Below are 23,358 nucleotides of genomic sequence, written 5' to 3' on the forward strand. Positions count from 1 at the left end.
GGCGCCGTCGCAGTGATAGCATTAGGCTATCAAGCCATGACTCCCGCCGGACGAGAAGTCGAAGTATGGGCGAGCACGAAGATTTCAATCACGACCGCCTCAAGCACCATTTTGCCCAGCGGGTGATCCATCAGGCTCGGCATGTCCTGGAGGTCTGGCAACGCCTCCAGCATCGCGAGTGGAGCGGCGCCGACATGGCCGAGATGAGCGAGGCCACCGTCCGCCTGCTGCGCTACGCCGAGCGTTTCCAGCAGACCGAGCACATCGGGCTGGCGCGCAGCATCGAGCGCTGCCTGAATGCCGTGCTGGCTAACAAGGGGCGGCTCAGCAGCGAGCTGATCAGCGAGCTCAACCTGGCCATGCAGCGCTTGTCGCGCACCGGCCTGCGGCACGGCGACCAGCTCGACCAGGTGTTCCTGCCGCCGCTACGCAAGCCGGTCTACCTGGCCCTCGAGGACCACGAGCGGGCCCTGCGCCTCGCCCGGCAGATGGAGTCCTTCGGCCTGTCCTGCCGGGCGCTGGTCGATGCCGCGGCCTTTCAGGCCGCCATGGCCGAGCGCCACCCGGCAGCCATCGTCATGGACGTGGACTTCTCCGGCCCCCGCCACGGCCTGGCCCTGGCCGAGAACCTCCAGCAGAAGCTGGAACAGAAGCTGCCACTGCTGTTCTTCAGCGAGGCCGACACCGACACCCCGACCCGCCTCGCCGCGGTGCGCGCCGGCGCCCAGGAATTCTACACCGGCACGCTGGACGCCTCGACGCTCACCGAACGCATCGAGATCCTCACCCGGGTCGCCCAGTACGAGCCCTACCGGGTGCTGGTGATCGACGACTCGCGCGCCCAGGCCACGCACACCGAGCGCATGCTCAACAACGCCGGAATCGTCACCCAGGTGATCACCGAGCCGCTGCAGGCCCTCGACGCCCTCGCCGAGTTCCAGCCGGACCTGATCATCCTCGACATGTACATGCCCGAGTGCAGCGGCCCCGAGCTGGCCAAGGTGATCCGCCAGCACGAGCGCTACGTCAGCGTGCCGATCATCTACCTGTCTGCCGAGGACGACCTGGACAAGCAATTGGACGCCATGGGCGAGGGCGGCGACGACTTCCTCACCAAGCCGATCAAGCCGCGCCACCTGATCGCCACCGTGCGCACCCGGGCAAGCCGCGCGCGCAACCTCAAGGCGCGCATGGTGCGTGACAGCCTCACCGGCCTGTACAACCACACCTACACCCTGCAGTTGCTCGAGGACGCCGCCTCGCGGGCGCGCCGCGACGGCAGGCCGCTGACCTTCGCCATGCTCGACATCGACCACTTCAAGAAGGTCAACGACACTTATGGCCACCCGATGGGCGACCGGGTCATCAAGAGCCTGGCGCTGTTCCTCAAGCAGCGCCTGCGCAAGACCGACCACATCGGCCGCTACGGTGGCGAGGAGTTCGCGGTGATCCTGCCGGACACCGACCTGGACACCGCCGCCAAGGTGCTCGACGAGATCCGCCGGCGCTTCTCCGAGATCATCTACCCGGCCGAGCCGGAAGACCTCCGCTGCACCTTCAGCTGCGGCATCGCCGAACTGGCCGAGGGCATGGACTGCAACACCCTGTCCAAGCAGGCCGACGAGGCGCTCTACGTGGCCAAGCGCGGCGGGCGCAACCGGGTGGAGATCCACCGGGTGGCGCTCCACCGCGACGAAGCGTGATCCGCGTCACGCCGTCATAAAGCCGTAACCAAACCGCAATAACCTGCGGGGCATCGCCTAGGTCGTTTTCCGGTGTCCCATGCGTCTCAAGCAGCTCACCAATCTCTCCACCGCCCTCCTCGTCACCGCCTGCGTCGCCCTCGGCGCCACCCTGTGGTGGTCGGAGCGGACACTGGAGCAGCCCTACCTGCTGATGCAGCGCTACCTCAACCTGTCCCAGCAGTTCCAGCACCAGGTCGCCGACAACGTGCAGGCCTATCTGGCCAGCGGCGATGCCCTGCGCCACAGCCAGGCCAGCCAGGCCATCGTCGACCTCGAAGGCCGGTTGGGCGAACTGCCTGTAGCGCTGGCCGAGCAGCTGCGCCCGAGCCTGGAAGAGCTGCGCCAGTTCGTCTCCACCGACCTGCTGGCCGCCGGCAAGCTGGCCGGCGACCCACAGGGCCTGTTGCTGCAAGCGGAGCGGGAGATGGGCGGCGCCCTCGAACAGCTGGCCAAGTACGCCGCCGACAGCGCCAGCGCGGACGCCGGTGCCTACCAGGCGGCACTCTTCTCCGCCGCCCAGCACCTGGCCCGCCTGGGCCATGCGCGCGGCAAGCTGGTCGGTAGCGGGCGCGACGAACTGGCCGCCGACGTCGAGCGCGAACTGGCCATCCTCGCCCAGCAGAGCGCCCGGCTGGACGGGCTGCCGCTGCTGGGAGTGACCGCGCAGGAAGAGACCGGCAACGACTTCGCCGCCCTGCTCGGCCTCGATCAGGGCGAGGAGCAGACCGAGGCCGAAGACCAGGGCATCGCCCTCAAGCGCGAGCTGGCCAGCCTGATCAAGCGCTACCCGGCCGAGCTGGCCCGCACCCGCGCCCTGATCGAGCAGCGCAGCGCGCTGGCTACCGCCAGTGCGGCCAAGGTGGCGCAGCTGCAGCAGGCATTGGCCGCCCTGGAGCCGGCGGTACGCGCCGAGCACGGGCGCATCCAGGGTGAGGTACGCCTGATCCAGGGCCTGGCGATCGGCCTGATCCTGCTCATCGCCCTGCTCCTGGACCAGATCCAGCGGCGCATGAGCCATGTCCTGACGCGCCTGGCCCCGGCCCTGTCGACCTGGGCCGCCGGCGATTTCGCCGCCGACATCCAGCTGCAGGCGCGTACCCGCGAGATGCGCGATATCGAGGACTCGCTCAACCGCCTGCGCCGCTACCTGGTCGAGCTGGTCGGCACCATCCACCAGCACGCCGGCGAGGTGGCCGGCAGCAGCCGCACCCTGGCCGAGCTGAGCCAGGGCCTGCACGGCGGCGCCGAGCGCCAGCTGGCCGATAACCGCGCAGATCCGCGACGCCCTGGGCGAGCTGGAGCACACCATCGCCAGCGTCGCCGCCGACGCCAGCCAGGCCGCCGAGGCCAGTCGCGCCGCCAGCCGTGCCGTGGAACAGGGCCAGCGGGTCATCGAGCAGAGTCTCACCGGCCTGCATGCGCTGGTCGGCGAGGTGCAGGGCAACGCCCAGTCCATCGAACAGCTGGCCGCCGAGACCGCCACCATCGGCTCGGTGCTGACGGTGATCCGTGGCGTGGCCGAGCAGACCAACCTGCTCGCCCTCAACGCCGCCATCGAGGCGGCGCGCGCCGGCGAGATGGGCCGCGGCTTCGCCGTGGTGGCCGAGGAGGTGCGCTCGCTGGCCCAGCGCACCAGCGGCGCCACCGAGGAAATCCAGCAGCTGATCGCCCGCCTGCAGCAGGCCGCCCAGCAGTCGGTGGCGGCCATGCGCGCCCAGGTCGAGCACGCCGAGGCCACCGCCGGCCAGGCCGAACAGGCCGATGGCGCGCTGGACGAGGTGGTCGGCGCGATCCGCACCATCGCCAGCATGGCCGAGCGCATCGCCGAGGCCACCGCCCAGCAGGGCGGCGCGGCCAGCGAGATCCGCGACCGCAGCGAGCGCATCCACAGCCTCGGCGGCGACAACCTCAGCCGTATCGGCGAGGCCCGCGCCCAGGGCGAGCAGCTGCTGCAGCTGGCCACCCAGCTGCACACGGCGGTGCAAGCCTTCCGCGTCTAGCCGCACGTCGGCCGGCAATATCCGCTGACACCCTGCGCCCACGGGTCGCCTGTGGCCGGGCGAACGACTTGGGTATGATGTCGGCACTTCTTTCGTGCGAGTCTGTCATGCGCCGTCTGCTGCCCCTGTTCCTGCTGCTGTTCACCCTGCCCGCGCTGGCCGGCCTGTTCGAGGACCCGGCGCCGCGTGGCATCATCGACGACGCCCCGCTGAACAACAGCGGCGATTTCCTGCCGGTGCGCGAGGCCTTCCGCCTGAGCCTGGTGGAAAGCGGCGAGAAGTCGGTGAAGCTGCGCTTCGTCAACGCCGAGGGCTACTACCTCTACAAGCACCGTTTCAGCTTTCGCATCGAGCCCAGCGACCTGGCCCGCGGCGAGGCCGTATTGCCGCCCGGCGAGGCCAAGCACGACGAGTACTTCGGCGACGTCGAGGTGTACTACGGCATCACCGACATAACGCTGCCGATCGACAACCCCATCGGCCTGCCCTTCACCATCCATGTCGGCTACCAGGGCTGCGCCGACAAGGGCCTGTGCTACCCGCCGGAGAGCGAGCGCATCGAGGTCGATGGCCAGGGCGAGGCGCAGCCCGCCGCCCCTAGCGCCAGCCCGGCGCCGGCCACCGCGCCGAGCGGCTGGACCTGGAAGGAACTGGCGCTGTTCTTCCTCGGCGGCCTGGCCCTGACCTTCACCCCCTGCGTGCTGCCGATGCTGCCGATCCTCACCGGCGTGGTGCTGCGTGGCCAGCCCGGCGGCGCCCGCGGCCTGGTGCTGTCGCTGGCCTATGTGCTGCCGATGGCGCTGAGCTTCGCCATCCTCGGCGCGCTGATGGGCCTGTTCGGTGCCGAGCTCAACCTACAGGCGCGCCTGCAGTCGCCCTGGGTGCTGGTGCCCTTCGCCATCTTCTTCACCCTGTTCGGCGCCGCTAGCCTGGGCTTCCTCGAACTGCGCATGCCGGCCGCCATCGACGCCCCGCTGCAGCGCCTGAGCCAGCGCCTGCACGGCGGCACCATCTTCAGCGCCGCCGCCCTCGGCGTGCTCTCCAGCCTGCTGGTGTCGCCCTGCGTGTCGGCGCCGCTGGCCGGCGCCCTGCTGTATATCAGCAGCAGCGGCGACGCCCTCGGCGGCGGCCTCAAGCTGCTCGCCCTGGGCCTGGGCATGGGCGCGCCGCTGGTGCTGTTCGCCGTCGGCGGCGGCGCCCTGCTGCCGAAGTCCGGCCCCTGGATGGTCACCGTGCGCAACGCCTTCGGCGCCCTGCTGATGGCGGTGGCCGTATGGCTGCTGGAGCGCGTGGTGCCCGGCCCGGTCGCCCTGGCCCTGTGGGGCCTGCTGGCTGCCGGCATCGCCCTGTGGCTGGGCGTGCTGGAGCTGACGCCCAAGACCCACCACCAGAAGCTGGCGCAGCTGCTCGGCCTGCCGCTGCTGGTGTACGCGGTGATCGCCTGGATCGGTGCCCTGCAGGGCGAGGGCGACCCGCTGCGCCCGCTGGGTCGCGCCGAGGCCGCCGTCGTCGCCACGGCGGGTGCGCCTGCGCACGGCGAGTGGCAGACCGTCACCACCCCGGCCGAGCTGGATAGTGCCCTGGCCGCGGCCAAGGCCGCCGGCGAGCCGGTGCTGCTCGACTGGTATGCCGACTGGTGCATCAGCTGCAAGGTGATCGAGCGGGAGGTGTTCGGCGACCCGGACGTCCGCGAGCGGCTCGCCGCCTATCGCCTGCTGCGCTTCGACATCACCGCCAGCACCCCCGAGCAGCGCGCCCTGCTGGATCGCTACCGGCTGTTCGGCCCGCCGGCTATCCTGTTCTTCGCCCCCGACGGCGAGGAGCGCGCCGACCTGCGGGTGGTCGGCGAGATCACCCGCAGGGAGTTCGCCGAGCGGCTGGCCAAGGCCGACCCGAAGTAACGAAACGGTCACAAAGAGACGCTGGAGCCACTTCCGCGTTCTGCAACGAAAAGCCGCAAATCTGCCGGCTACTCCCGGGAACTGGACAGACTGCGGGCGGTCCGGCATAGTCCCGCAATTTCCATCCCCCAGGTATTCCCCCCATGGCCCATCTGCTGGTCCTTCACGGCCCCAACCTCAACCTACTCGGCACCCGCGAGCCGGGCGTCTACGGCTCGATCACCCTCGACACCATCAACCAGGATCTGCAACGCCGTGCCGAGGCCGCCGGCCATCGCCTCAGCCACCTGCAGAGCAACGCCGAGCACGTACTGATCGAGCGCATTCATGCGGCGAAAGGCGAGGGAGTCGAGTTCATCATCATCAATCCGGCGGCTTTTACCCACACCAGCGTCGCATTACGTGACGCATTGCTGGCGGTGAGCATCCCATTCATCGAAGTGCACCTGTCCAACGTGCACAAACGCGAACCCTTCCGCCATCACTCCTACTTCTCCGACGTCGCGGTGGGAGTGATCTGCGGCCTCGGCGCCAGCGGCTACCGCCTGGCGCTGGAGGCCGCCCTGGAACAACTGGCCGCCGCCTGAATTGCGGCCCGAACGCCCGTGAACAGCCCTTGGGAGTTGATGCTTAATGGATATTCGTAAAGTCAAGAAACTGATCGAGCTGCTGGAAGAGTCCGGTATCGACGAGCTGGAGATCCGCGAGGGCGAAGAGTCCGTGCGCATCAGCCGCCACAGCAAGAGCGTCGCCGCCCAGCCGGTGTACGCCGCCGCCCCGGCCCCGACTGCCGCCCCTGCCGTTGCTGCCCCGGTCGCCGCTCCCGCCGCCGAAGCCGGTGAAGCCCCTGCCGCCGCGCCCAAGCTGAACGGCACCGTGGTCCGCTCGCCGATGGTCGGCACCTTCTACCGCGCACCGTCGCCCACCTCGCCGAACTTCGTGGAAGTCGGCCAGACCGTGAAGAAAGGCGACGTGCTGTGCATCGTCGAAGCCATGAAGATGATGAACCACATCGAGGCCGAGGTCAGCGGCGTCATCGAGTCCATCCTGGTGGAAAACGGCCAGCCGGTTGAGTACGACCAACCCCTGTTCACCATCGTCTGATGCGCGGGGAGCCTGCAATGCAGAAGCTGGAAAAAGTCCTGATCGCCAACCGTGGCGAAATTGCCCTGCGCATCCTGCGCGCCTGCAAGGAAATGGGCATCAAGACGGTAGCGGTCTACTCCACCGCCGACCGTGACCTGATGCACCTGGGCCTGGCCGACGAAACCGTATGCATCGGCCCGGCCCCTGGCGCGCAGTCCTACCTGAACATCCCGGCCATCATCTCCGCCGCCGAAGTCACCGGCGCCACCGCGATCCATCCGGGCTACGGATTCCTCGCCGAGAACGCCGACTTCGCCGAGCAGGTGGAGAACTCCGGCTTCAAGTTCGTCGGCCCGACCGCCGAGGTGATCCGTCTGATGGGCGACAAGGTGTCCGCCAAGGAGGCCATGAAGAAGGCCGGCGTGCCCACCGTGCCGGGCTCCGACGGCCCGCTGCCGGAGGACGAGGAGACCGCCCTGGCGATCGCCCGCGAGGTCGGCTACCCGGTGATCATCAAGGCCGCCGGCGGCGGCGGCGGCCGCGGCATGCGCGTGGTCCACGACGAGGAAGACCTGATCAAATCGGCCAAGCTGACCCGCACCGAGGCCGGCGCCGCCTTCGGCAACGAGATGGTCTACCTGGAGAAGTTCCTCGGTAACCCGCGCCACGTCGAGGTGCAGGTACTCGCCGACGGCCAGGGCAACGCCATCCACCTCTACGACCGTGACTGCTCGCTGCAGCGCCGCCACCAGAAGGTCCTCGAGGAAGCCCCCGCCCCGCTGATCGACGAGAAGGCCCGCGCCGAGGTGCTGGAACGCTGCGTGCAGGCCTGCATCGAGATCGGCTACCGCGGTGCCGGCACCTTCGAGTTCCTCTACGAGGACGGCCGTTTTTACTTCATCGAGATGAACACCCGCGTGCAGGTGGAACACCCGGTGACCGAGATGGTGACCGGCGTGGACATCGTCAAGGAGATGCTCAGCATCGCCGCCGGCAACAAGCTGTCGATCAAGCAGGAGGACGTGGTGCTGCGTGGCCACGCCCTGGAATGCCGCATCAACGCCGAGGATCCGGACAACTTCATGCCCTGCCCGGGCAAGGTGAAGACCTTCCACGCCCCCGGCGGCAACGGCATCCGCGTCGACTCTCACCTGTACAGCGGCTACTCGGTGCCGCCGAACTACGACTCGCTGATCGGCAAGCTGATCGCCTACGGCAACGACCGCGACGAGGCCCTGGCACGCATGCGCAACGCCCTCGACGAAATCGTCGTGGACGGCATCAAGACCAACGTGCCACTGCACCGCGACCTGGTGCGCGACAAAGGCTTCATCAAGGGTGGGGTGAACATCCACTATCTGGAGAAGAAGCTGGGCATGGATCGCCACTGACGCCTGCACCCGCAGGCAGTATCATGCGAAGCCCAAGGGGGAGCGGCACAGTGCCGCTCCCTCGCTTTTTCCAGTACCGGAAAGCCCGCCGCTTCCGGCCATGCCTGAAGGGAGCCCTCCATGCCCTGGCTACAAGTCCGTCTCGCCATCACCCCGGAACAGGCGCAAACCTACGAGGACGCCCTGCTCGACGTCGGCGCCGTGTCGGTGACCTTCATGGACGCCGAGGACCAGCCGATCTTCGAGCCCGACCTGGGCACCACGCCGCTCTGGACGCACACCCACCTGCTCGCCCTGTTCGAGGCCGACGCCGACCCCGACCAGGTGTTCGCCCACCTGCAGCTGCTCACCGGCAAGCCGCTGCCCGAGCATCAGGTCGAGCACATCGAGGACCAGGACTGGGAGCGCAGCTGGATGGACAACTTCCAGCCGCTGCGCTTCGGCCGGCGCCTATGGATCGTGCCCAGCTGGCACGAAGCGCCCGAGCCGGAGGCGGTCAACCTGCTGCTCGACCCCGGCCTGGCCTTCGGCACCGGTACCCACCCGACCACCGCGCTGTGTCTGGAATGGCTGGACGGCCAGGAACTGACCGGCTGTGAGGTGCTGGACTTCGGCTGCGGCTCGGGGATCCTGGCCATCGCCGCGCTGCTGCTCGGCGCCGAGCGAGCGGTGGGCACCGACATCGACCCCCAGGCCCTGCAAGCCTCCCGCGACAACGCCAGCCGCAACGGCATCGCGCCGGAACGCTTCCCGGTCTACCTGCCGGCCGACCTGCCGCGCCAGCCGGCCGACGTGGTGGTCGCCAACATCCTCGCCGGCCCCCTAGTGGAGCTGGCCGCGCAGATCAGCGCACTGGTCAAGCCCGGCGGCCGCCTGGCGCTGTCCGGCATCCTCGCCGAGCAGGCCGAGGCGGTACGCGCCGCCTACGCCGGGGATTTCGACCTCGACCCGACCGCCGAGAAGGACGGCTGGGTGCGGATCAGCGGGGTACGGCGCTGACGGCCAGTCGCCTTCGGTGCAGCTCACGGCTCCGGATCAGGTAGACTAGCCGCCGTTTTCCCCAATCCCTCGGACCCGGCATGATCGACAGCTTCGTCACCCGTTGCCCGCATTGCAACACCAGCTTCCGCGTCACCCGCGCGCAGCTCGGCGCGGCACGTGGCGCCGTACGCTGTGGCGCCTGCCTGCAAGTGTTCAACGCCGGCCAGCAGCTGCTGATCGACCAGCCCGGTGCCTTCGTGCAACCGCCGTTGCGCCCGTCGGCCCCACCGGCCAGACCGACCCCGTCGCCCGCCGCAGCGGAATCCAGCGCGGCACACCCCAAGCGGCCGGCCAGCCCGCCACCGGTGCCGCCCGCAGCGCCGCAGGCAGCGGAGACCGGCCCTGGCGCGGCGAAGCCGGCCGCCCCGCCCCCGGCAGCCGACGACACCCTGTGGATCCACGACGACCTGGATCTCGACAGCCTCAACCTGGACGAGGAGCTGGCCAAGCTCGAGGAAGAGGAACAGCAGCTCAGCCAGGAATTCCTCGCCCTGGACTGCGCGCCCAAGCCGGCCGAGCGCCTGATGAAGGCCCCGGACAAGGATGCCGAGCCGCACGACGAGGCCTGGGCCGAAGCCCTGCTGCGCCAGGAAAACGCCGCCCGGGCCGAGCCGAAGGTCGCCGAGCCGCAGGTGCAACCCGTACCCGCCCTGGACCTTGAGCTCGACGAGGCGCGCAGGGAACCTTCGCTGAGCCTGGACGATCCCGCCGACCTCGCCGCGGCGGACGACGACCTGCGCCTCGGCGCCAGCGGGTCTGAGCCCGACGACACACCACTGCGCGAGCCTTCCTTCTCCGCCCTGACCCCGCTCGGCAGGCAGGCCCGCGCACGCGCGCCGCTGCGCGACGAACCGCTGCTCGATCTAAGCGACGAACCGCTGCGCCTCGACTGGCAGCCGCGCAAGAAACCCTGGGGCCGCTGGCTGGGCTGGAGCCTGCTGAACCTGGTCGCCCTGCTCGCCCTAGGCGGCCAGTATGTGGCCTACAACTTCGACGAGCTGGCCCGCCAGGACCGCTATCGCCCCTGGTTCGAGCAGATCTGCCCGGAAATCGGCTGCAGCCTGCCGTCCAAGGTGGACATCACTCAGATCAAGAGCAGCAACCTGGTGGTGCGCAGCCACCCGGACTTCGCCGGCGCCCTGGTGGTGGACGCCATCCTCTACAACCGCGCCGCCTTCGCCCAGCCGTTTCCGCTGCTGGAGATCCGCTTCGCCGACCTCAACGGCCAACTGATCGCCAGCCGGCGCTTCAAGCCCAGCGAGTACCTCGCCGGGGAGCTGGCCGGACAGACGGACATGCCGCCGCAAACCCCGATCCACATCTCCCTGGAAATCCTCGATCCGGGTCCAAAGGCGGTGAACTACAGCCTCAGCTTCCACTCTCCGGAATAGCCCCGGCCCCGCTCCCGCCATCTCGCATGCAGCCCGCCTGCCCAGCGCCAGGCCAGGCGGGACGGGCCTTTCCGGGTATCTAACAACCCGCCGCGATAAGCCCATGACTGTTCATAATTTGTTCAAAACAGCCTTTATCCGGCCATCGAGAGCGGGTATCATGCCCACCCTTTTTCCAAACACCATGATCCGACCTCGCGCGGTCGGGGGACGTTGCGCGTCGTGCCGGCGCAGCGTTTCCTCGGCGCGCCCAGGCAGGGAAGACCCATGTCGGCGGTACGCATCGGCCCCTACGCTCTAGCCAACCAACTGATCCTGGCCCCCATGGCAGGGGTGACCGATCGCCCGTTCCGCCAGCTCTGCCGCCGTCTAGGCGCCGGCATGGTGGTCTCGGAGATGGTGACCAGCAACGTCGGCCTCTGGCACACCCGCAAGTCGCGCCTGCGCCTGCTGCACGCCGGCGACCCCGAACCGCGCTCGGTGCAGATCGCCGGCGGCGACCCGCAGATGCTCGCCGAGGCGGCCCGCGCCAACGTCGCGCTGGGCGCGCAGATCATCGACATCAACATGGGCTGTCCGGCCAAGAAGGTCTGCAACAAGGCCGCCGGTTCCGCGCTGATGAAGGACGAGCGCCTGGTGGCGGAGATCCTCGACAGCGTGGTCAGAGCGGTCGAGGTGCCGGTCACCCTGAAGATCCGCACCGGCTGGGACCGGGCGAACAAGAACGGGGTGAGCATCGCCAGGATCGCCGAACAGGCCGGCATCCAGGCACTCGCCGTGCATGGCCGCACGCGCGCCGACCTGTACACTGGCGAAGCCGAATACGAGACCATCGCCGCCATCAAGCAGGCGGTGTCCATCCCGGTGTTCGCCAACGGCGACATCGACTCCCCCGAGAAGGCCCGCGCCGTGCTCGACGCCACCGGCGCCGACGGCCTGCTGATCGGCCGTGCCGCCCAGGGCCGGCCGTGGATCTTCCGCGAGATCGAGCATTTCCTGCGCACCGGCGAACGACTGCCGGCGCCGACCCTGTATGAAGTGGAACGCATCCTGCTGGGCCACCTGGCCGAGCTGCATGCCTTCTACGGCGACCTGATGGGCGTGCGCATCGCCCGCAAGCACGTCGGCTGGTATCTGGCGACGCTCCCGGGCGCCCGGGAGTTTCGCGCCGAGTTCAACCGTCTGGAAGACAAGGACGCGCAATGCGCCATGGTGAGGCGATTCTTCGCCGAACGTCATAACGAGGGAGAAGGGGTGGCGGCATGACGACGACCGAGACATTAGTGAGTGGAACTGCATCTGTGAGCGACAACGTCAACCTGAAACAACACCTGAAGTCGCCGAGCGAAGAAGGGCAGACCCTGCGCGGCAGTGTGGAAAAGGCGCTGCGCAACTACTTCGCCCATCTCGACGGGCAGGAGGTTTCCGACCTCTACAACCTGGTGCTCTCCGAGGTGGAGGCGCCGCTGCTGGAAACCGTGATGCACTACGTCAAGGGCAACCAGACCAAGGCATCCGAACTGCTCGGCCTGAACCGCGGCACGCTGCGCAAGAAGCTCAAGCAGTACGACCTTCTCTAAGCGCCAGGCCCCAGGCCGCCGGCCCCTTCCCTGCCGGCGGTCTCCGGCCTGCCGCCAAACCTCAGATGGAACCGTTATGACCGATCATTCCCTTCGCCTTCCCGTTCGCCGCGCGCTGATCAGCGTTTCCGACAAGACCGGCATCGTCGACTTCGCCCGCGAGCTGGCCGCCCTGGGCGTGGAAATCCTCTCCACCGGTGGCACCTACAAGCTGCTCAAGGACAACGGCATCAATGCCGTGGAAGTGGCCGACTACACCGGCTTCCCGGAAATGATGGACGGCCGGGTCAAGACCCTGCATCCGAAGATCCACGGCGGCATCCTCGGCCGTCGCGACAAGGACGCCGCGGTGATGGCCGAGCACGGCATCCAGCCCATCGACCTGGTGGCAGTCAACCTCTACCCGTTCGCCGCCACCGTGGCCAAGCCGGGCTGCAGCCTGGCCGACGCCATCGAGAACATCGACATCGGCGGCCCGACCATGGTTCGCTCCGCAGCGAAGAACCACAAGGACGTCGCCATCGTGGTCAACGCCAGCGACTACGCCGGCATCATCGAGGCCCTCAAGGCCGGTGGCCTGACCTACGCGCAGCGCTTCGACCTGGCCCTCAAGGCCTTCGAGCACACCGCTGCCTACGATGGCATGATCGCCAACTACCTGGGCACCATCGACCAGTCCGCCGCGACCCTGTCCACCGAAGGCCGCAGCCAGTTCCCGCGCACCTTCAACAGCCAGTTCATCAAGGCCCAGGACATGCGCTACGGCGAGAACCCGCACCAGAGCGCGGCCTTCTACGTCGAGGCCCAGCCGGCCGAGGCCTCGGTGGCCACCGCCGTGCAGCTGCAGGGCAAGGAACTGTCGTTCAACAACGTGGCCGATACCGACGCCGCCCTGGAATGCGTGAAGAGCTTCGTCAAGCCGGCCTGCGTGATCGTCAAGCACGCCAACCCCTGCGGCGTGGCCGTGGTGCCGGAGGACGAGGGCGGCATTCGCAAGGCCTACGACCTGGCCTACGCCACCGACAGCGAGTCGGCTTTCGGCGGCATCATCGCCTTCAACCGCGAGCTGGACGGCGAGACCGCCAAGGCCATCGTCGAGCGCCAGTTCGTCGAGGTGATCATCGCGCCCAAGGTTTCCCAGGCCGCCCGTGAGGTGGTCGCCACCAAGGCCAACGTGCGCCTGCTGGAATGCGGCCAGTGGCCGGCCGAACGGGCCGCCGGCTGGGACTTCAAGCGTGTCAACGGCGGTCTGCTGGTGCAGAGCCGCGACATCGGCATGATCACCGAGGCCGACCTCAAGGTGGTGACCAAGCGCGCCCCCACCGAGCGCGAGATCCACGACCTGATCTTCGCCTGGAAGGTGGCCAAGTTCGTCAAGTCCAACGCCATCGTCTACGCCAAGAACCGCCAGACCGTGGGCGTCGGCGCCGGCCAGATGAGCCGCGTCAACTCCGCGCGCATCGCCGCCATCAAGGCCGAGCATGCCGGCCTGGAGGTCAAGGGTGCGGTGATGGCCTCGGACGCCTTCTTCCCGTTCCGCGACGGCATCGACAACGCCGCGGCGGCCGGCATCACCGCGGTGATTCAGCCGGGCGGGTCGATGCGCGATGCCGAGGTGATCGCCGCGGCGGACGAGGCCGGCATCGCCATGGTGTTCACCGGCATGCGCCATTTCCGCCATTGACCGTGGCACGGCCGCGCTGAAGCGCCCGTCTGCGTCGTTGGAGGCCGATTCGCCGATGCTCATTGCCAAACGGCAACTGCGCCCGTCGAACCGGCCTCCGCCTAGCAGCCAGACGCCCCATCACGGCCCGACAGAACGCTAGAAGCAAGATTTTCGTAGGGTGGATAACGCTTCGCTTGTCCACCACACGGGCCCAGGGCCCGCCTCCACAGGGAGAGAGACATGAACGTACTGATCATCGGCAGCGGCGGTCGTGAGCACGCACTGGCCTGGAAGGTCGCGCAGGATCCGCGCGTCGAGAAGGTCTACGTGGCGCCGGGCAATGCCGGCACCGCCACCGAGGAGAAATGCGAGAACGTCGCCATCGACGTGCTGGCCATCGACCAGTTGGCCGACTTCGCCGAGAAGAACGTGCAGCTGACCATCGTCGGCCCCGAGGCGCCCCTGGTGGCCGGCGTAGTGGACCGCTTCCGCGAGCGCGGCCTGGCGATTTTCGGCCCCACCGCCGCGGCCGCCCAGCTGGAAGGCTCAAAGGCCTTCACCAAGGACTTCCTGGCCCGCCACAACATCCCCACAGCGCAGTACCGCAACTTCACCGAGGTGGAGCCGGCTCTGGCCTACCTGCGCGAAAAGGGCGCGCCCATCGTCATCAAGGCCGACGGCCTAGCCGCCGGCAAGGGCGTGATCGTTGCCATGACCCTCGAGGAAGCCGAAGCCGCGGTACGCGACATGCTCTCCGGCAACGCCTTCGGCGACGCCGGCGCGCGGGTGGTGATCGAGGACTTCCTGGAAGGCGAGGAAGCCAGCTTCATCGTCATGGTCGACGGCGAGCACGTGCTGCCCATGGCCACCAGCCAGGACCACAAGCGCGTCGGCGACGGCGACACCGGCCCCAACACCGGCGGCATGGGCGCCTACTCCCCGGCCCCGGTGGTCACCCCCGAGGTGCACCAGCGGGTCATGGAGCAGATCATCTACCCGACGGTGCGCGGCATGGCCGCCGAGGGCAACGTCTACACCGGCTTCCTGTACGCCGGACTGATGATCGACAAGGCCGGCAATCCCAAGGTCATCGAGTTCAACTGCCGCTTCGGCGACCCCGAGACCCAGCCGATCATGTGCCGCCTGGAATCCTCCCTGGTGCTGCTGGTCGAGGCCGCCCTGGCCAGGGCCCTGGACAAGGTCGAGGCCACCTGGGATCCGCGCCCGACCGTAGGGGTGGTGCTGGCTGCCGGCGGCTACCCGGGCGACTACGCCAAGGGTGAGGTGATCGAGGGTCTCGACGAGGCCGCCAAGCTGGACGGCAAGGTGTTCCATGCCGGCACCGCGCTCAAGGACGGCCGCATCGTCACCAGCGGCGGCCGCGTACTCTGCGCCACCGCCATCGGCCCGACCGTCTCCTCCGCCCAGCAGCAGGCCTACCGCCTGGCCGAGCGGATCCGCTGGAACGGCATGTTCTACCGCAAGGACATCGGCCACCGCGCCATCGCCCGCGAACAGAACCGGAGCTGATCCCGGCCCCGAACGAACAGGCCCCGCAGATGCGGGGCCTGTTCGTTTGCAACGCAGCGTTTCAGTGCCAGTTGCGCAGATCGCGGTCCTTGGTCTCCGGCATGAAGAAAAGGCCGATGATCACCGTCATCATCGCGACGATGATCGGGTACCACAGCCCGTAGTAGATGTTGCCGGTGGCGGCCACCATGGCGAACGCGGTGGTCGGCAGGAAGCCACCGAACCAGCCGTTGCCGATGTGGTAGGGCAGCGACATGGCGGTGTAGCGGATGCGGGTCGGGAACAGCTCGACCAGCATGGCCGCGATGGGGCCGTAAACCATGGTCACGAAGAGCACCAGGATGGTCAGCAGGACCACCACCATGGGCGTGTTGATCTTCTCCGGATCCGCCTTGATCGGATAGCCGTGGGCGCGGATCGCCTCGGTCATGGTGGCGTTGAAGGCCTCGGACTTGGCCTTGAGCTCGTCGGCCGGCAGGCCCACCCCGGAGAAGGAGGCGATGGTCTGATCGCCGATGCGAATGCTCGCCACGGTGCCGGCCGGCGCCTCCTCGTTGGAGTAGTTCACCGCGTTACGAGCCAGGAAGCTCTTGGCGATGTCGCAGGAGGTGACGAACTTCGCGGTGCCCACCGGATTGAACTGGAAGGAGCACTCGCCGGGGTCGGCCACCACGGTCACCGGCGCTGCGGCCTGGGCCCGTTCCAGGTCTGGGTTGGCATAGTGGGTGATCAGCCCGAACAGCGGGAAGTAGGTCAGTGCCGCGAGCAGGCAGCCGCCGAGGATGATCGGCTTGCGGCCGATCTTGTCGGACAGCCAGCCGAACACCACGAAGAACGGCGTGCCGATCAGCAGCGACAGGGCGATCAGGATGTTCGCCGTGGCGCCGTCCACCTTGAGGGTCTGGGTGAGGAAGAACAGCGCGTAGAACTGCCCGGTGTACCAGACCACCGCCTGGCCCGCGGTGCCGCCGAGCAGGGCGACCAGCGCCACCTTGGCGTTCTCCCAGCGCCCGAAGGCCTCGGTGAGCGGCGCCTTGGAGGACTTGCCCTCCTCCTTCATGCGCTTGAACACCGGACTCTCGTTGAGGCTCAGGCGGATCCACACCGAGATGGCCAGCAGCACGATGGAGAGCAGGAAGGGAATCCGCCAGCCCCAGGCGGCGAACTGCTCCTCGCCCATCCAGGTGCGGGTGCCGAGGATCACCAGCAGGGAGAGGAACAGGCCGAGGGTCGCGGTGGTCTGGATCCACGAGGTGTAGAAGCCGCGCCTGCCGTGCGGTGCATGCTCGGCCACGTAGGTCGCCGCGCCGCCGTACTCGCCGCCCAAGGCCAGGCCCTGGAACAGCCGCAGGATGATGAGGATGACCGGCGCCGCCATGCCCCAGGACGCATAGGAGGGCAAGACGCCGACGATGAAGGTGGACAGGCCCATTATCAGGATGGTGATCAGGAAGGTGTACTTGCGCCCAACCAGGTCACCGAGGCGGCCGAAGAAGATCGCCCCGAAGGGGCGTACCGCGAAGCCCGCGGCGAAGGCCATCAGGGCGAAGATGAAGGCCGCCGTGGGGTTCACCCCGGAGAAGAACTGCGCCGCGATGATCGCCGATAGCGATCCGTACAGGTAAAAGTCGTACCACTCGAAGACCGTGCCCAGGGAAGAGGCGAAGATCACCTTCCGCTCTTCCGGGGTCATTGGACCACTTGCCGCAAGGCTGGCGTCTGCCGTCGTAACACTCATGGGTGTAGCCTCCCGGCGCCCTGCCGGCCAGAACGGGGATCGTCCTGGCCCGGACGCCTGTTGTTGTGATTGTTGTGAGAGGGAAGGCTAGACATGCGGATGAAGCACATTATTAGACATTGGTCGAATAAGCTTGCTTTTCTCGTCCAGCCGTGATCCACGGATTTCCCGAGCTAGAGCCTCTGCCGCTCGAGAGGCGTTTTCCTCGCCGACCGCAGGCTGCCGATGAACGGCACTTGCAGGGCGCCGAAAGCCACCTCGCAACGCTGTCGCGACGGTCAGATCACTGGCCGTCACGGCCATGGCCGGGGCTCGACGGGCATGGCTATAATTTCTCACTTACCCAAGAATCGAAGGGATTTCGCTGTGTCGAGGCCCAGGACTGCCATAGGACTTCTCGTCGGCCTACTGATGCTGGCGGCGAGTGCGCTCTTTGCGCAGGCCACCCCGCTCAGCCAGTGGTCCGCCCTGCTCGACCCCAGCGGCCGACTCTACCTCGACGATCTGCGCAGCCCCCGCTACGCCAACCAGCTCACCCCGGTCGACCTCGCCCAGCTGACGCTGCCCGGCCACGGCCAGGCCCTCTGGCTGCACTACCAGCTGCCCGCCCACGACCAGGAGCAGCTGCTGCGCATCTTCGCCCCCGCCCTGAACGAACTGGACCTCTACGTGCTGCGCGGCGATCGACTGTACGCCGAGCTGCACACCGGCAGCGACCAGCCGCTGGCCAGACGCCCGCTCCCCAGCCACGACTTCCTACTGCCCCTGCCCCAGGCCGCCGAGCCCCAGCAGCTCTACCTGCGCCTCGCCGCCGAGCACAGCCTGCGTCCGGCCATCGAGCTGCAGAGTGCCGCGCGGCTGGCCAGCGACCAGCGTCGCCCGCTGCTGTTCGGCGCCCTGCTCGGCAGCTTCGCCCTGTTGCTGCTCTACCACCTGATACGCTATGCCTACCTGCGCGCCACTCCCAACCTGTGGATGGCCGCCCTGCAGGCCAGCCTGCTGGCCACCGCGCTCTGCGAGCTGGGCCTCGCCACCCCCTGGCTGAGCGCCTGGCCCAGCCTGCAGGCCGAGGCCGGCAACCTCACCACCCTGCTCGCCACGCTATGCGCTCTGGGCTTCACCGCCAGCTTCTTCGACCGGGTCTGCGCGAGCGCCCTGATGAGCCGCCTGCTGCTCGGCGAGGGCCTGCTGGGCCTGCTCACCGGCATCCTGCTGCTATTCGTCGACTGGCCGTACTTCGAGCAGGCGGTGCACCTGATCACCCTGCTCTGCCTGGTGAGCGCCTTCGCCGTCGCGCTGTTCCACTGGCAGCACGGCTACCGCCCGGCACGCCTGCTCAGCCTCGGTACCCTGCTGTTCTGCCTGGCCTACATCGGCGCCCTGCCGGCACTGTTCGGCTACTGGGCGGTGCCCGCCGACTGGCTGGCGGCCAGTCTGCTGGCGGTCTGCGTGTCGAGCAGCTTCATCCTCGGCCTGTCCCTCAGCGAGCGCCAACAGCGCATCCTCGATGAGCGCTTCAGCAGCAGCCAGGCCCTGGCCGCCAGCTCCGCGGAACTCAAGGCCAAGGCCGAGTTCCTCGCCAAGATCAGCCACGAGATCCGCACCCCGATGAACGGCGTGCTGGGCATGACCGAGCTGCTGCTCGGGACTCCGCTGTCCGCCAAGCAGCGCGACTACGTGCAGACCATCCACAGCTCGGGCAACGAGCTGCTTACCCTGATCAACGAGATCCTCGACATTTCCAAGCTGGAATCCGGCCAGATCGAGCTGGATGACGTGCAGTTCGACCTCAACGCGCTGATCGAGGACTGCCTGGACATCTTCCGTGCCAAAGCCGAGCAGCAGCGCATCGAGCTGATCAGCTTCCTGCAGCCACAGGTCCCCCGGGTGATCTCCGGCGACCCGACGCGCCTGCGGCAGGTCCTCCTCAGCCTGCTCGACAACGCCTTCAAGCAGACCGACGAGGGCGAGATCCTCCTGGTCGTCGCCCTGGAATCCGCCGAGAACGGCCCGCGCCTGCGCATCGCCGTGCAGGACAGCGGCACCCCGCTGCCCGCCGAGGAACGCGCGGCACTGCTCAACGCCCAGCTGCACAGCCACGACTTCCTCGCCGACAGCAAGCTCGGCGGGCGTCTCGGGCTGATCATCGCCCGCCAGCTGATCGGCCTGATGAAAGGCGAGTTCGGCATCCAGGGCGGCAGCGGCCAGGGCAGCACCCTGTGGCTGACCCTGCCGCTCGACGCCGAGCGCCTCGAGCAGCCGGCCACCGACCTCGACGGCCCGCTGCAGGGCGCCCGCCTGCTGGTGGTGGACGACAACGACACCTGCCGCAAGGTGCTCCTCCAGCAGTGCAGCGCCTGGGGCATCCAGGCCAGCGCAGTGCCCTCCGGCAAGGAGGCCCTGGCCCTGCTACGCACCAAGGCGCACATCGGCGAGTACTTCGACGCGGTGCTGCTCGACCAGGACATGCCCGGCATGACCGGCATGCAGCTGGCCGCGCGGATCAAGGAAGACCCCAGCCTCAACCACGACATCCTGCTGATCATGCTCACCGGGATCAGCAACGCGCCGAGCAAGATCATCGCCCGCAACGCCGGGATCAAGCGCATCCTCGCCAAGCCGGTGGCCGGCTATACCCTGAAGACCACCCTGGCCGACGAGCTCGGCCAGCGTCAGCGCGGGGCGCGCCGTCCGGTGGTGCCGGAGCCGGTCACCAAACCGCCGCCCCAGGTGCCCGCCGACTTCCGCGTGCTGGTCGCCGAGGACAACAGCATCTCCACCAAGGTGATCCGCGGCATGCTCGGCAAGCTCAACCTGCAGCCGGACACCGCCAGCAACGGCGCCGAGGCGCTGCAGGCGATGAAGGCCAAGCAGTACGATCTGGTGCTGATGGACTGCGAGATGCCGGTGCTCGACGGCTTCTCCGCCGCCGCGCAGTTGCGCAGCTGGGAGGCCGAGGTGCACCGCGAACGCACCCCGGTGGTGGCGCTCACCGCGCACATCCTCAGCGAGCACAAGGAACGCGCCCGCCAAGCGGGCATGGACGGGCACATGGCCAAGCCGGTGGAGATGTCCCAGCTGCGCGAGCTGATCGAGTTCTGGGTCAACCAGCGCGAGGCGCGCCGCCAGAGCGAGCCGTCCTGAGCCGACGCCTCACTCCGGAATCGGCCAGTCCAGGCGCCAGCCGGCGCCGGCGTCCTGGGCCAGCAGCTCGGCCAGCCAGGGCAGCAGCTCGGCCAGCTCGTCCTCCAGCCCCCAGGGCGGATTGCTGATCACCAGCCCGGAGCCGGTCAGCCGCTCCGGATCCTCCGGGGCCGCCACGTACAGCTCGGCGCGCAGCAGCTTGGGGGCGGCGCTCTGTTCCAGGTTCAGGTAGAAGCGCTTCAGTTGATCCACGGACTTGATCGGGTACCAGATCGCCACCACCGTCTGGCGCATCCGGCCGATCGCTTCGTCGAGCGCCTTCACGCAGCGCTCCAGCTCGTCCACCTTCTCGAACGGCGGGTCGATCAGCAGCAGGCCGCGCTTCTCGTTGACCGGCAGCAGCGCCCGGGGAATGTGCCAGCCCTCGCCGAGGCGCACCACCACGCGGCGGTCGCCGGCCATGTTGGCCTTCAACAGCTGGCCGTCCTCGGGATGCTTCTCGTTGAGCAGCAGGCGGTCCTGGGGACGGGTCAGGCGCCGCGCCAGTTCCGGCGAGCCGGGGTAGTAGCGCAGCTCGCCGTCTGGGTTGAGAGCCAGGATGGCCTTCAGGTAGTCGCCGGCCAGCGCCGGTGCCTCGCTGGCCCACAGCCGGCCGATGCCGTCCTGCCATTCGTCTGTGCGGCTGGCCTGCTCGCCGAGTAGGTCGTAGAGCCCCACCCCGGCGTGGCTGTCCAGATAGGCGAAGGGCTTGTCCTTGCGCGACAGCAGGGCGATCAGGCGGGTCAGCACCAGGTGCTTGAGCACGTCGGCATGGTTGCCGGCATGGAAGGCGTGGCGGTAGTTCATGAGGCTCTCCGAAGCAGGGCGCCAGTTTACCCGCTGACGGGGCCTTGTGCCTGCATCAGTTCGAGCCGCGGTTCCGGGTGCTCGCCGGCGGCGCGATGCCGGGCGAGGCGGATAGCGCGGCGCCCAGCTCGGCCTCGATGGCCTGGTAGCGCACCGGATGGGCGCGCGGGTGCGGCTCCTGCATCAGCGCCTCCCCTCAGAGCGGCAGGCAGTCCAGTTGCGGATGCTGGTAGGGAGCGCCGATCAGCCCGGCGATGTGGCCGCCCATCACCGCCGCTGATGATGCTGGGCGGCCCGCCGCACGGCTGCCTAGACTCGCCAGAGTCACCGGAGGGCCCGTCATGTCCGAAACCCTGCTCAGCTCCCGCAACCTGGCCTTCGAGCTCTACGAAGTGCTGGATGCCGTCGCGCTCACCCAGCGCCCGCGCTTCGCCGAACACAGCCGCGCCACCTTCGATGCCGCGCTGGCCACCGCGCGGCGCCTCGCCGAGGAGGAGTTCGCCCCGCACAACCGCAAGAGCGACGAACAGGAGCCGCGCTTCGTCGACGGCGGTGTGCAGTTGATCCCCGAGTTGGCGCCGGCCCTGCGCGCCTTCCACGAGGCCGGTTTTCTCAACGCCAGCCGGGATTTCGAGGCCGGCGGCATGCAGCTGCCGCAGCTGCTGTCCCGCGCCTGCTTCGCCCACTTCCAGGCCGCCAACATCGCCACCGCCTCCTACCCGCTGCTGAGCATGGCCGCCAGCCGGCTGCTCGACAGCTTCGGAGATGCCGAGCAGAAGCGCCGCTTCCTGCAACCGATGCTCGAGGGCCGCTTCTTCGGCACCATGGCGCTCACCGAGCCGCAGGCCGGCTCCTCGCTGGCCGACATCCGCACCCGCGCCGAACCGCACCCCGACGGCAGCTACCGCCTCAGGGGCAACAAGATCTTCATCTCCGCCGGCGACCATCCGCTGGCCGAGAACATCGTGCACCTGGTACTGGCCCGCCTGCCGGATGCGCCGCCCGGGGTGAAGGGCATCAGCCTGTTCATCGTGCCCAAGTATCTGGTCAACGCGGACGGCAGCCTGGGCCCGCGCAACGACGTGAGCCTGGCCGGCCTGTTCCACAAGATGGGCTGGCGCGGCACCACCTCTACGGCGCTCAACTTCGGCGACAACGGCCAGTGCGTCGGCTACCTGGTGGGCCAGCCGCACCACGGCCTGGCCTACATGTTCCAGATGATGAACGAGGCGCGCATCGGCGTCGGCATGGGCGCCGTCATGCTCGGCTACGCCGGCTACCTCTACGCGCTCGACTACGCCCGCCAACGCCCCCAGGGCCGCCTGCCGGAGGCGAAGGACCCGCAGGCGCCCATGGTGCCGATCATCGCCCATGCCGACGTGCGGCGCATGCTGCTGATCCAGAAGGCCTACGTGGAAGGCGCCTTCGACCTGGGCCTGTATGCCGCGCGCCTGATGGACGACAGCGAGACTCTGGAGACCGCCGAGGACCGCACCCACGCCCTGGAGCTGCTCGACCTGCTCACCCCGGTCGTCAAGGCCTGGCCCTCCGAGTTCTGTCTGAAGGCCAACGAGCTGGCCATCCAGATCCTCGGCGGCCATGGCTACACCCGCGACCACCCGGTGGAGCACTACTACCGCGACAATCGCCTGAACCCCATCCACGAGGGAACCAACGGCATCCAGTCGCTGGACCTGCTCGGCCGCAAGCTGATCCAGAACGACGGCGCCGGCCTGCGCCAGCTGTTCAAGCGGATCAACGCCTGCTGCCAGCGCGCCGCCGGCAATCCCGCCCTGGCCCAGCTGCGCCAGCCCCTGGAGCAGTTGCTGGGGCAGCTGCAGCGGGTCACCCTGGGCCTGCTCGACGACCTGCTGGCCGGCCGGGCGAGCCTGGCGCTGGCCAACTCGGCGCTCTACCTCAAGGTGTTCGGCCACGCAGTGATCGGCTGGCGCTGGCTGGAACAGGCGCTGTGCGCCGAACGCGGCCTGGCTGCCGGCAACCCGGCGGATGCCGACTTCTACCGCGGCAAACTGCAGGCGGCGCGCTACTTCCTGACCTGGGAAGTGCCGGCCTGCCGCCACGAGCTGGAGTTGCTGGAAGCCCGCGACGACACCTGCCTGGCCATGCAGGACGCCTGGTTCTGAAGCCGCCGGGACCCCGCGCCACTCGCGGCGGAGCCCATGCTCCGGTCATCGCCAACGCCCGTGACCTGCCCGCCGCGCGGACCGTCAGATGACTTGCGCGGCCCTTGCGGTCACGCGCCGGCAGCGGTTTAAATCAGCAGCTGCCGGTGCCGCCG

General features: G+C 68.5%; 17 protein-coding genes and 1 pseudogene. 14 read left to right on the forward strand and 4 right to left on the reverse strand.

Features of this window, described 5'->3' with window-relative positions:
* Positions 1 to 65: 65 nt before the first annotated feature.
* From H165_RS0101025 to purD, 12 genes and pseudogenes are all read left to right on the forward strand, one after another.
* Complete coding sequence (locus tag H165_RS0101025; protein ID WP_017937034.1) at positions 66 to 1,703, forward strand: response regulator; 1,638 nt, start codon at positions 66 to 68, stop codon at positions 1,701 to 1,703.
* A 79-nt stretch (positions 1,704 to 1,782) separates the two neighbouring features.
* Positions 1,783 to 3,745: pseudogene (locus H165_RS20305) on the forward strand (methyl-accepting chemotaxis protein).
* Positions 3,746 to 3,852: 107 nt separating this feature from the next.
* Positions 3,853 to 5,646: a protein-disulfide reductase DsbD gene (dsbD, locus tag H165_RS0101040; protein WP_017937037.1), complete on the forward strand. Its 1,794-nt coding sequence runs from the start codon at positions 3,853 to 3,855 to the stop codon at positions 5,644 to 5,646.
* Positions 5,647 to 5,789: 143 nt separating this feature from the next.
* On the forward strand, positions 5,790 to 6,233 hold the full coding sequence (gene aroQ / locus H165_RS0101045) for a type II 3-dehydroquinate dehydratase (RefSeq protein ID WP_017937038.1): 444 nt from the start codon (positions 5,790 to 5,792) through the stop codon (positions 6,231 to 6,233).
* A gap of 46 nt (positions 6,234 to 6,279) precedes the next feature.
* Positions 6,280 to 6,750: an acetyl-CoA carboxylase biotin carboxyl carrier protein gene (accB, locus tag H165_RS0101050; protein ID WP_017937039.1), complete on the forward strand. Its 471-nt coding sequence runs from the start codon at positions 6,280 to 6,282 to the stop codon at positions 6,748 to 6,750.
* A gap of 17 nt (positions 6,751 to 6,767) precedes the next feature.
* On the forward strand, positions 6,768 to 8,123 hold the full coding sequence (gene accC, locus H165_RS0101055; protein ID WP_017937040.1) for an acetyl-CoA carboxylase biotin carboxylase subunit: 1,356 nt from the start codon (positions 6,768 to 6,770) through the stop codon (positions 8,121 to 8,123).
* Positions 8,124 to 8,243: 120 nt separating this feature from the next.
* Positions 8,244 to 9,122 (forward strand): 50S ribosomal protein L11 methyltransferase, encoded by an 879-nt coding sequence (prmA, locus tag H165_RS0101060; RefSeq protein ID WP_017937041.1) that lies wholly within the window; start codon positions 8,244 to 8,246, stop codon positions 9,120 to 9,122.
* A gap of 80 nt (positions 9,123 to 9,202) precedes the next feature.
* Positions 9,203 to 10,555 (forward strand): DUF3426 domain-containing protein, encoded by a 1,353-nt coding sequence (locus tag H165_RS0101065; protein ID WP_017937042.1) that lies wholly within the window; start codon positions 9,203 to 9,205, stop codon positions 10,553 to 10,555.
* Positions 10,556 to 10,822: 267 nt separating this feature from the next.
* The gene (gene dusB, locus H165_RS0101070; protein WP_017937043.1) at positions 10,823 to 11,821 is read left to right on the forward strand and encodes a tRNA dihydrouridine synthase DusB; all 999 of its coding nucleotides are present in this window, start codon (positions 10,823 to 10,825) and stop codon (positions 11,819 to 11,821) included.
* Positions 11,818 to 12,135, forward strand: a complete 318-nt coding sequence (gene fis / locus H165_RS0101075) for a DNA-binding transcriptional regulator Fis (RefSeq protein ID WP_026146264.1) — start codon at positions 11,818 to 11,820, stop codon at positions 12,133 to 12,135. Before dusB ends, fis begins: the two co-directional genes overlap by 4 nt.
* Positions 12,136 to 12,211: 76 nt before the next feature.
* Positions 12,212 to 13,819 (forward strand): bifunctional phosphoribosylaminoimidazolecarboxamide formyltransferase/IMP cyclohydrolase, encoded by a 1,608-nt coding sequence (purH, locus tag H165_RS0101080; protein ID WP_017937045.1) that lies wholly within the window; start codon positions 12,212 to 12,214, stop codon positions 13,817 to 13,819.
* A 222-nt stretch (positions 13,820 to 14,041) separates the two neighbouring features.
* A complete protein-coding gene (gene purD / locus H165_RS0101085; protein WP_017937046.1) occupies positions 14,042 to 15,331 on the forward strand; it encodes a phosphoribosylamine--glycine ligase in 1,290 nt (429 codons plus the stop codon).
* A gap of 61 nt (positions 15,332 to 15,392) precedes the next feature.
* Here the strand turns inward: purD and H165_RS0101090 are convergent, their stop codons facing one another.
* The gene (locus tag H165_RS0101090; protein WP_017937047.1) at positions 15,393 to 17,024 is read right to left on the reverse strand and encodes an MFS transporter; all 1,632 of its coding nucleotides are present in this window, start codon (positions 17,022 to 17,024) and stop codon (positions 15,393 to 15,395) included.
* A 456-nt stretch (positions 17,025 to 17,480) separates the two neighbouring features.
* Here H165_RS0101090 and H165_RS0101095 point away from each other — a divergent pair, with 456 nt between their 5' ends.
* Positions 17,481 to 20,213: a hybrid sensor histidine kinase/response regulator gene (locus tag H165_RS0101095; RefSeq protein ID WP_017937048.1), complete on the forward strand. Its 2,733-nt coding sequence runs from the start codon at positions 17,481 to 17,483 to the stop codon at positions 20,211 to 20,213.
* 9 nt (positions 20,214 to 20,222) lie between these two features.
* On the opposite strand, the gene H165_RS0101100 is transcribed toward H165_RS0101095, so the two are convergent.
* Genes H165_RS0101100 through H165_RS19535 form a run of 3 tightly spaced genes read right to left on the reverse strand, consistent with a single transcriptional unit; the run spans position 20,223 to position 21,402 of the window.
* Complete coding sequence (locus H165_RS0101100; protein WP_017937049.1) at positions 20,223 to 21,059, reverse strand: 23S rRNA (adenine(2030)-N(6))-methyltransferase RlmJ; 837 nt, start codon at positions 21,057 to 21,059, stop codon at positions 20,223 to 20,225.
* A gap of 55 nt (positions 21,060 to 21,114) precedes the next feature.
* Positions 21,115 to 21,243 (reverse strand): hypothetical protein, encoded by a 129-nt coding sequence (locus tag H165_RS20065; RefSeq protein WP_017937050.1) that lies wholly within the window; start codon positions 21,241 to 21,243, stop codon positions 21,115 to 21,117.
* A gap of 12 nt (positions 21,244 to 21,255) precedes the next feature.
* Complete coding sequence (locus tag H165_RS19535) at positions 21,256 to 21,402, reverse strand: hypothetical protein (protein ID WP_155943566.1); 147 nt, start codon at positions 21,400 to 21,402, stop codon at positions 21,256 to 21,258.
* Between H165_RS19535 and H165_RS0101110 the strand changes: the two genes are divergently transcribed.
* Entirely contained in the window at positions 21,401 to 23,203 is a 1,803-nt protein-coding gene (locus H165_RS0101110) for an acyl-CoA dehydrogenase (RefSeq protein WP_017937051.1), read from the forward strand. The genes H165_RS19535 and H165_RS0101110 overlap by 2 nt on opposite strands.
* Positions 23,204 to 23,358: the final 155 nt, after the last annotated feature.

It is taken from the genome of Pseudomonas thermotolerans DSM 14292 (assembly GCF_000364625.1).
GTDB classification, from domain to species: domain Bacteria; phylum Pseudomonadota; class Gammaproteobacteria; order Pseudomonadales; family Pseudomonadaceae; genus Aquipseudomonas; species Aquipseudomonas thermotolerans.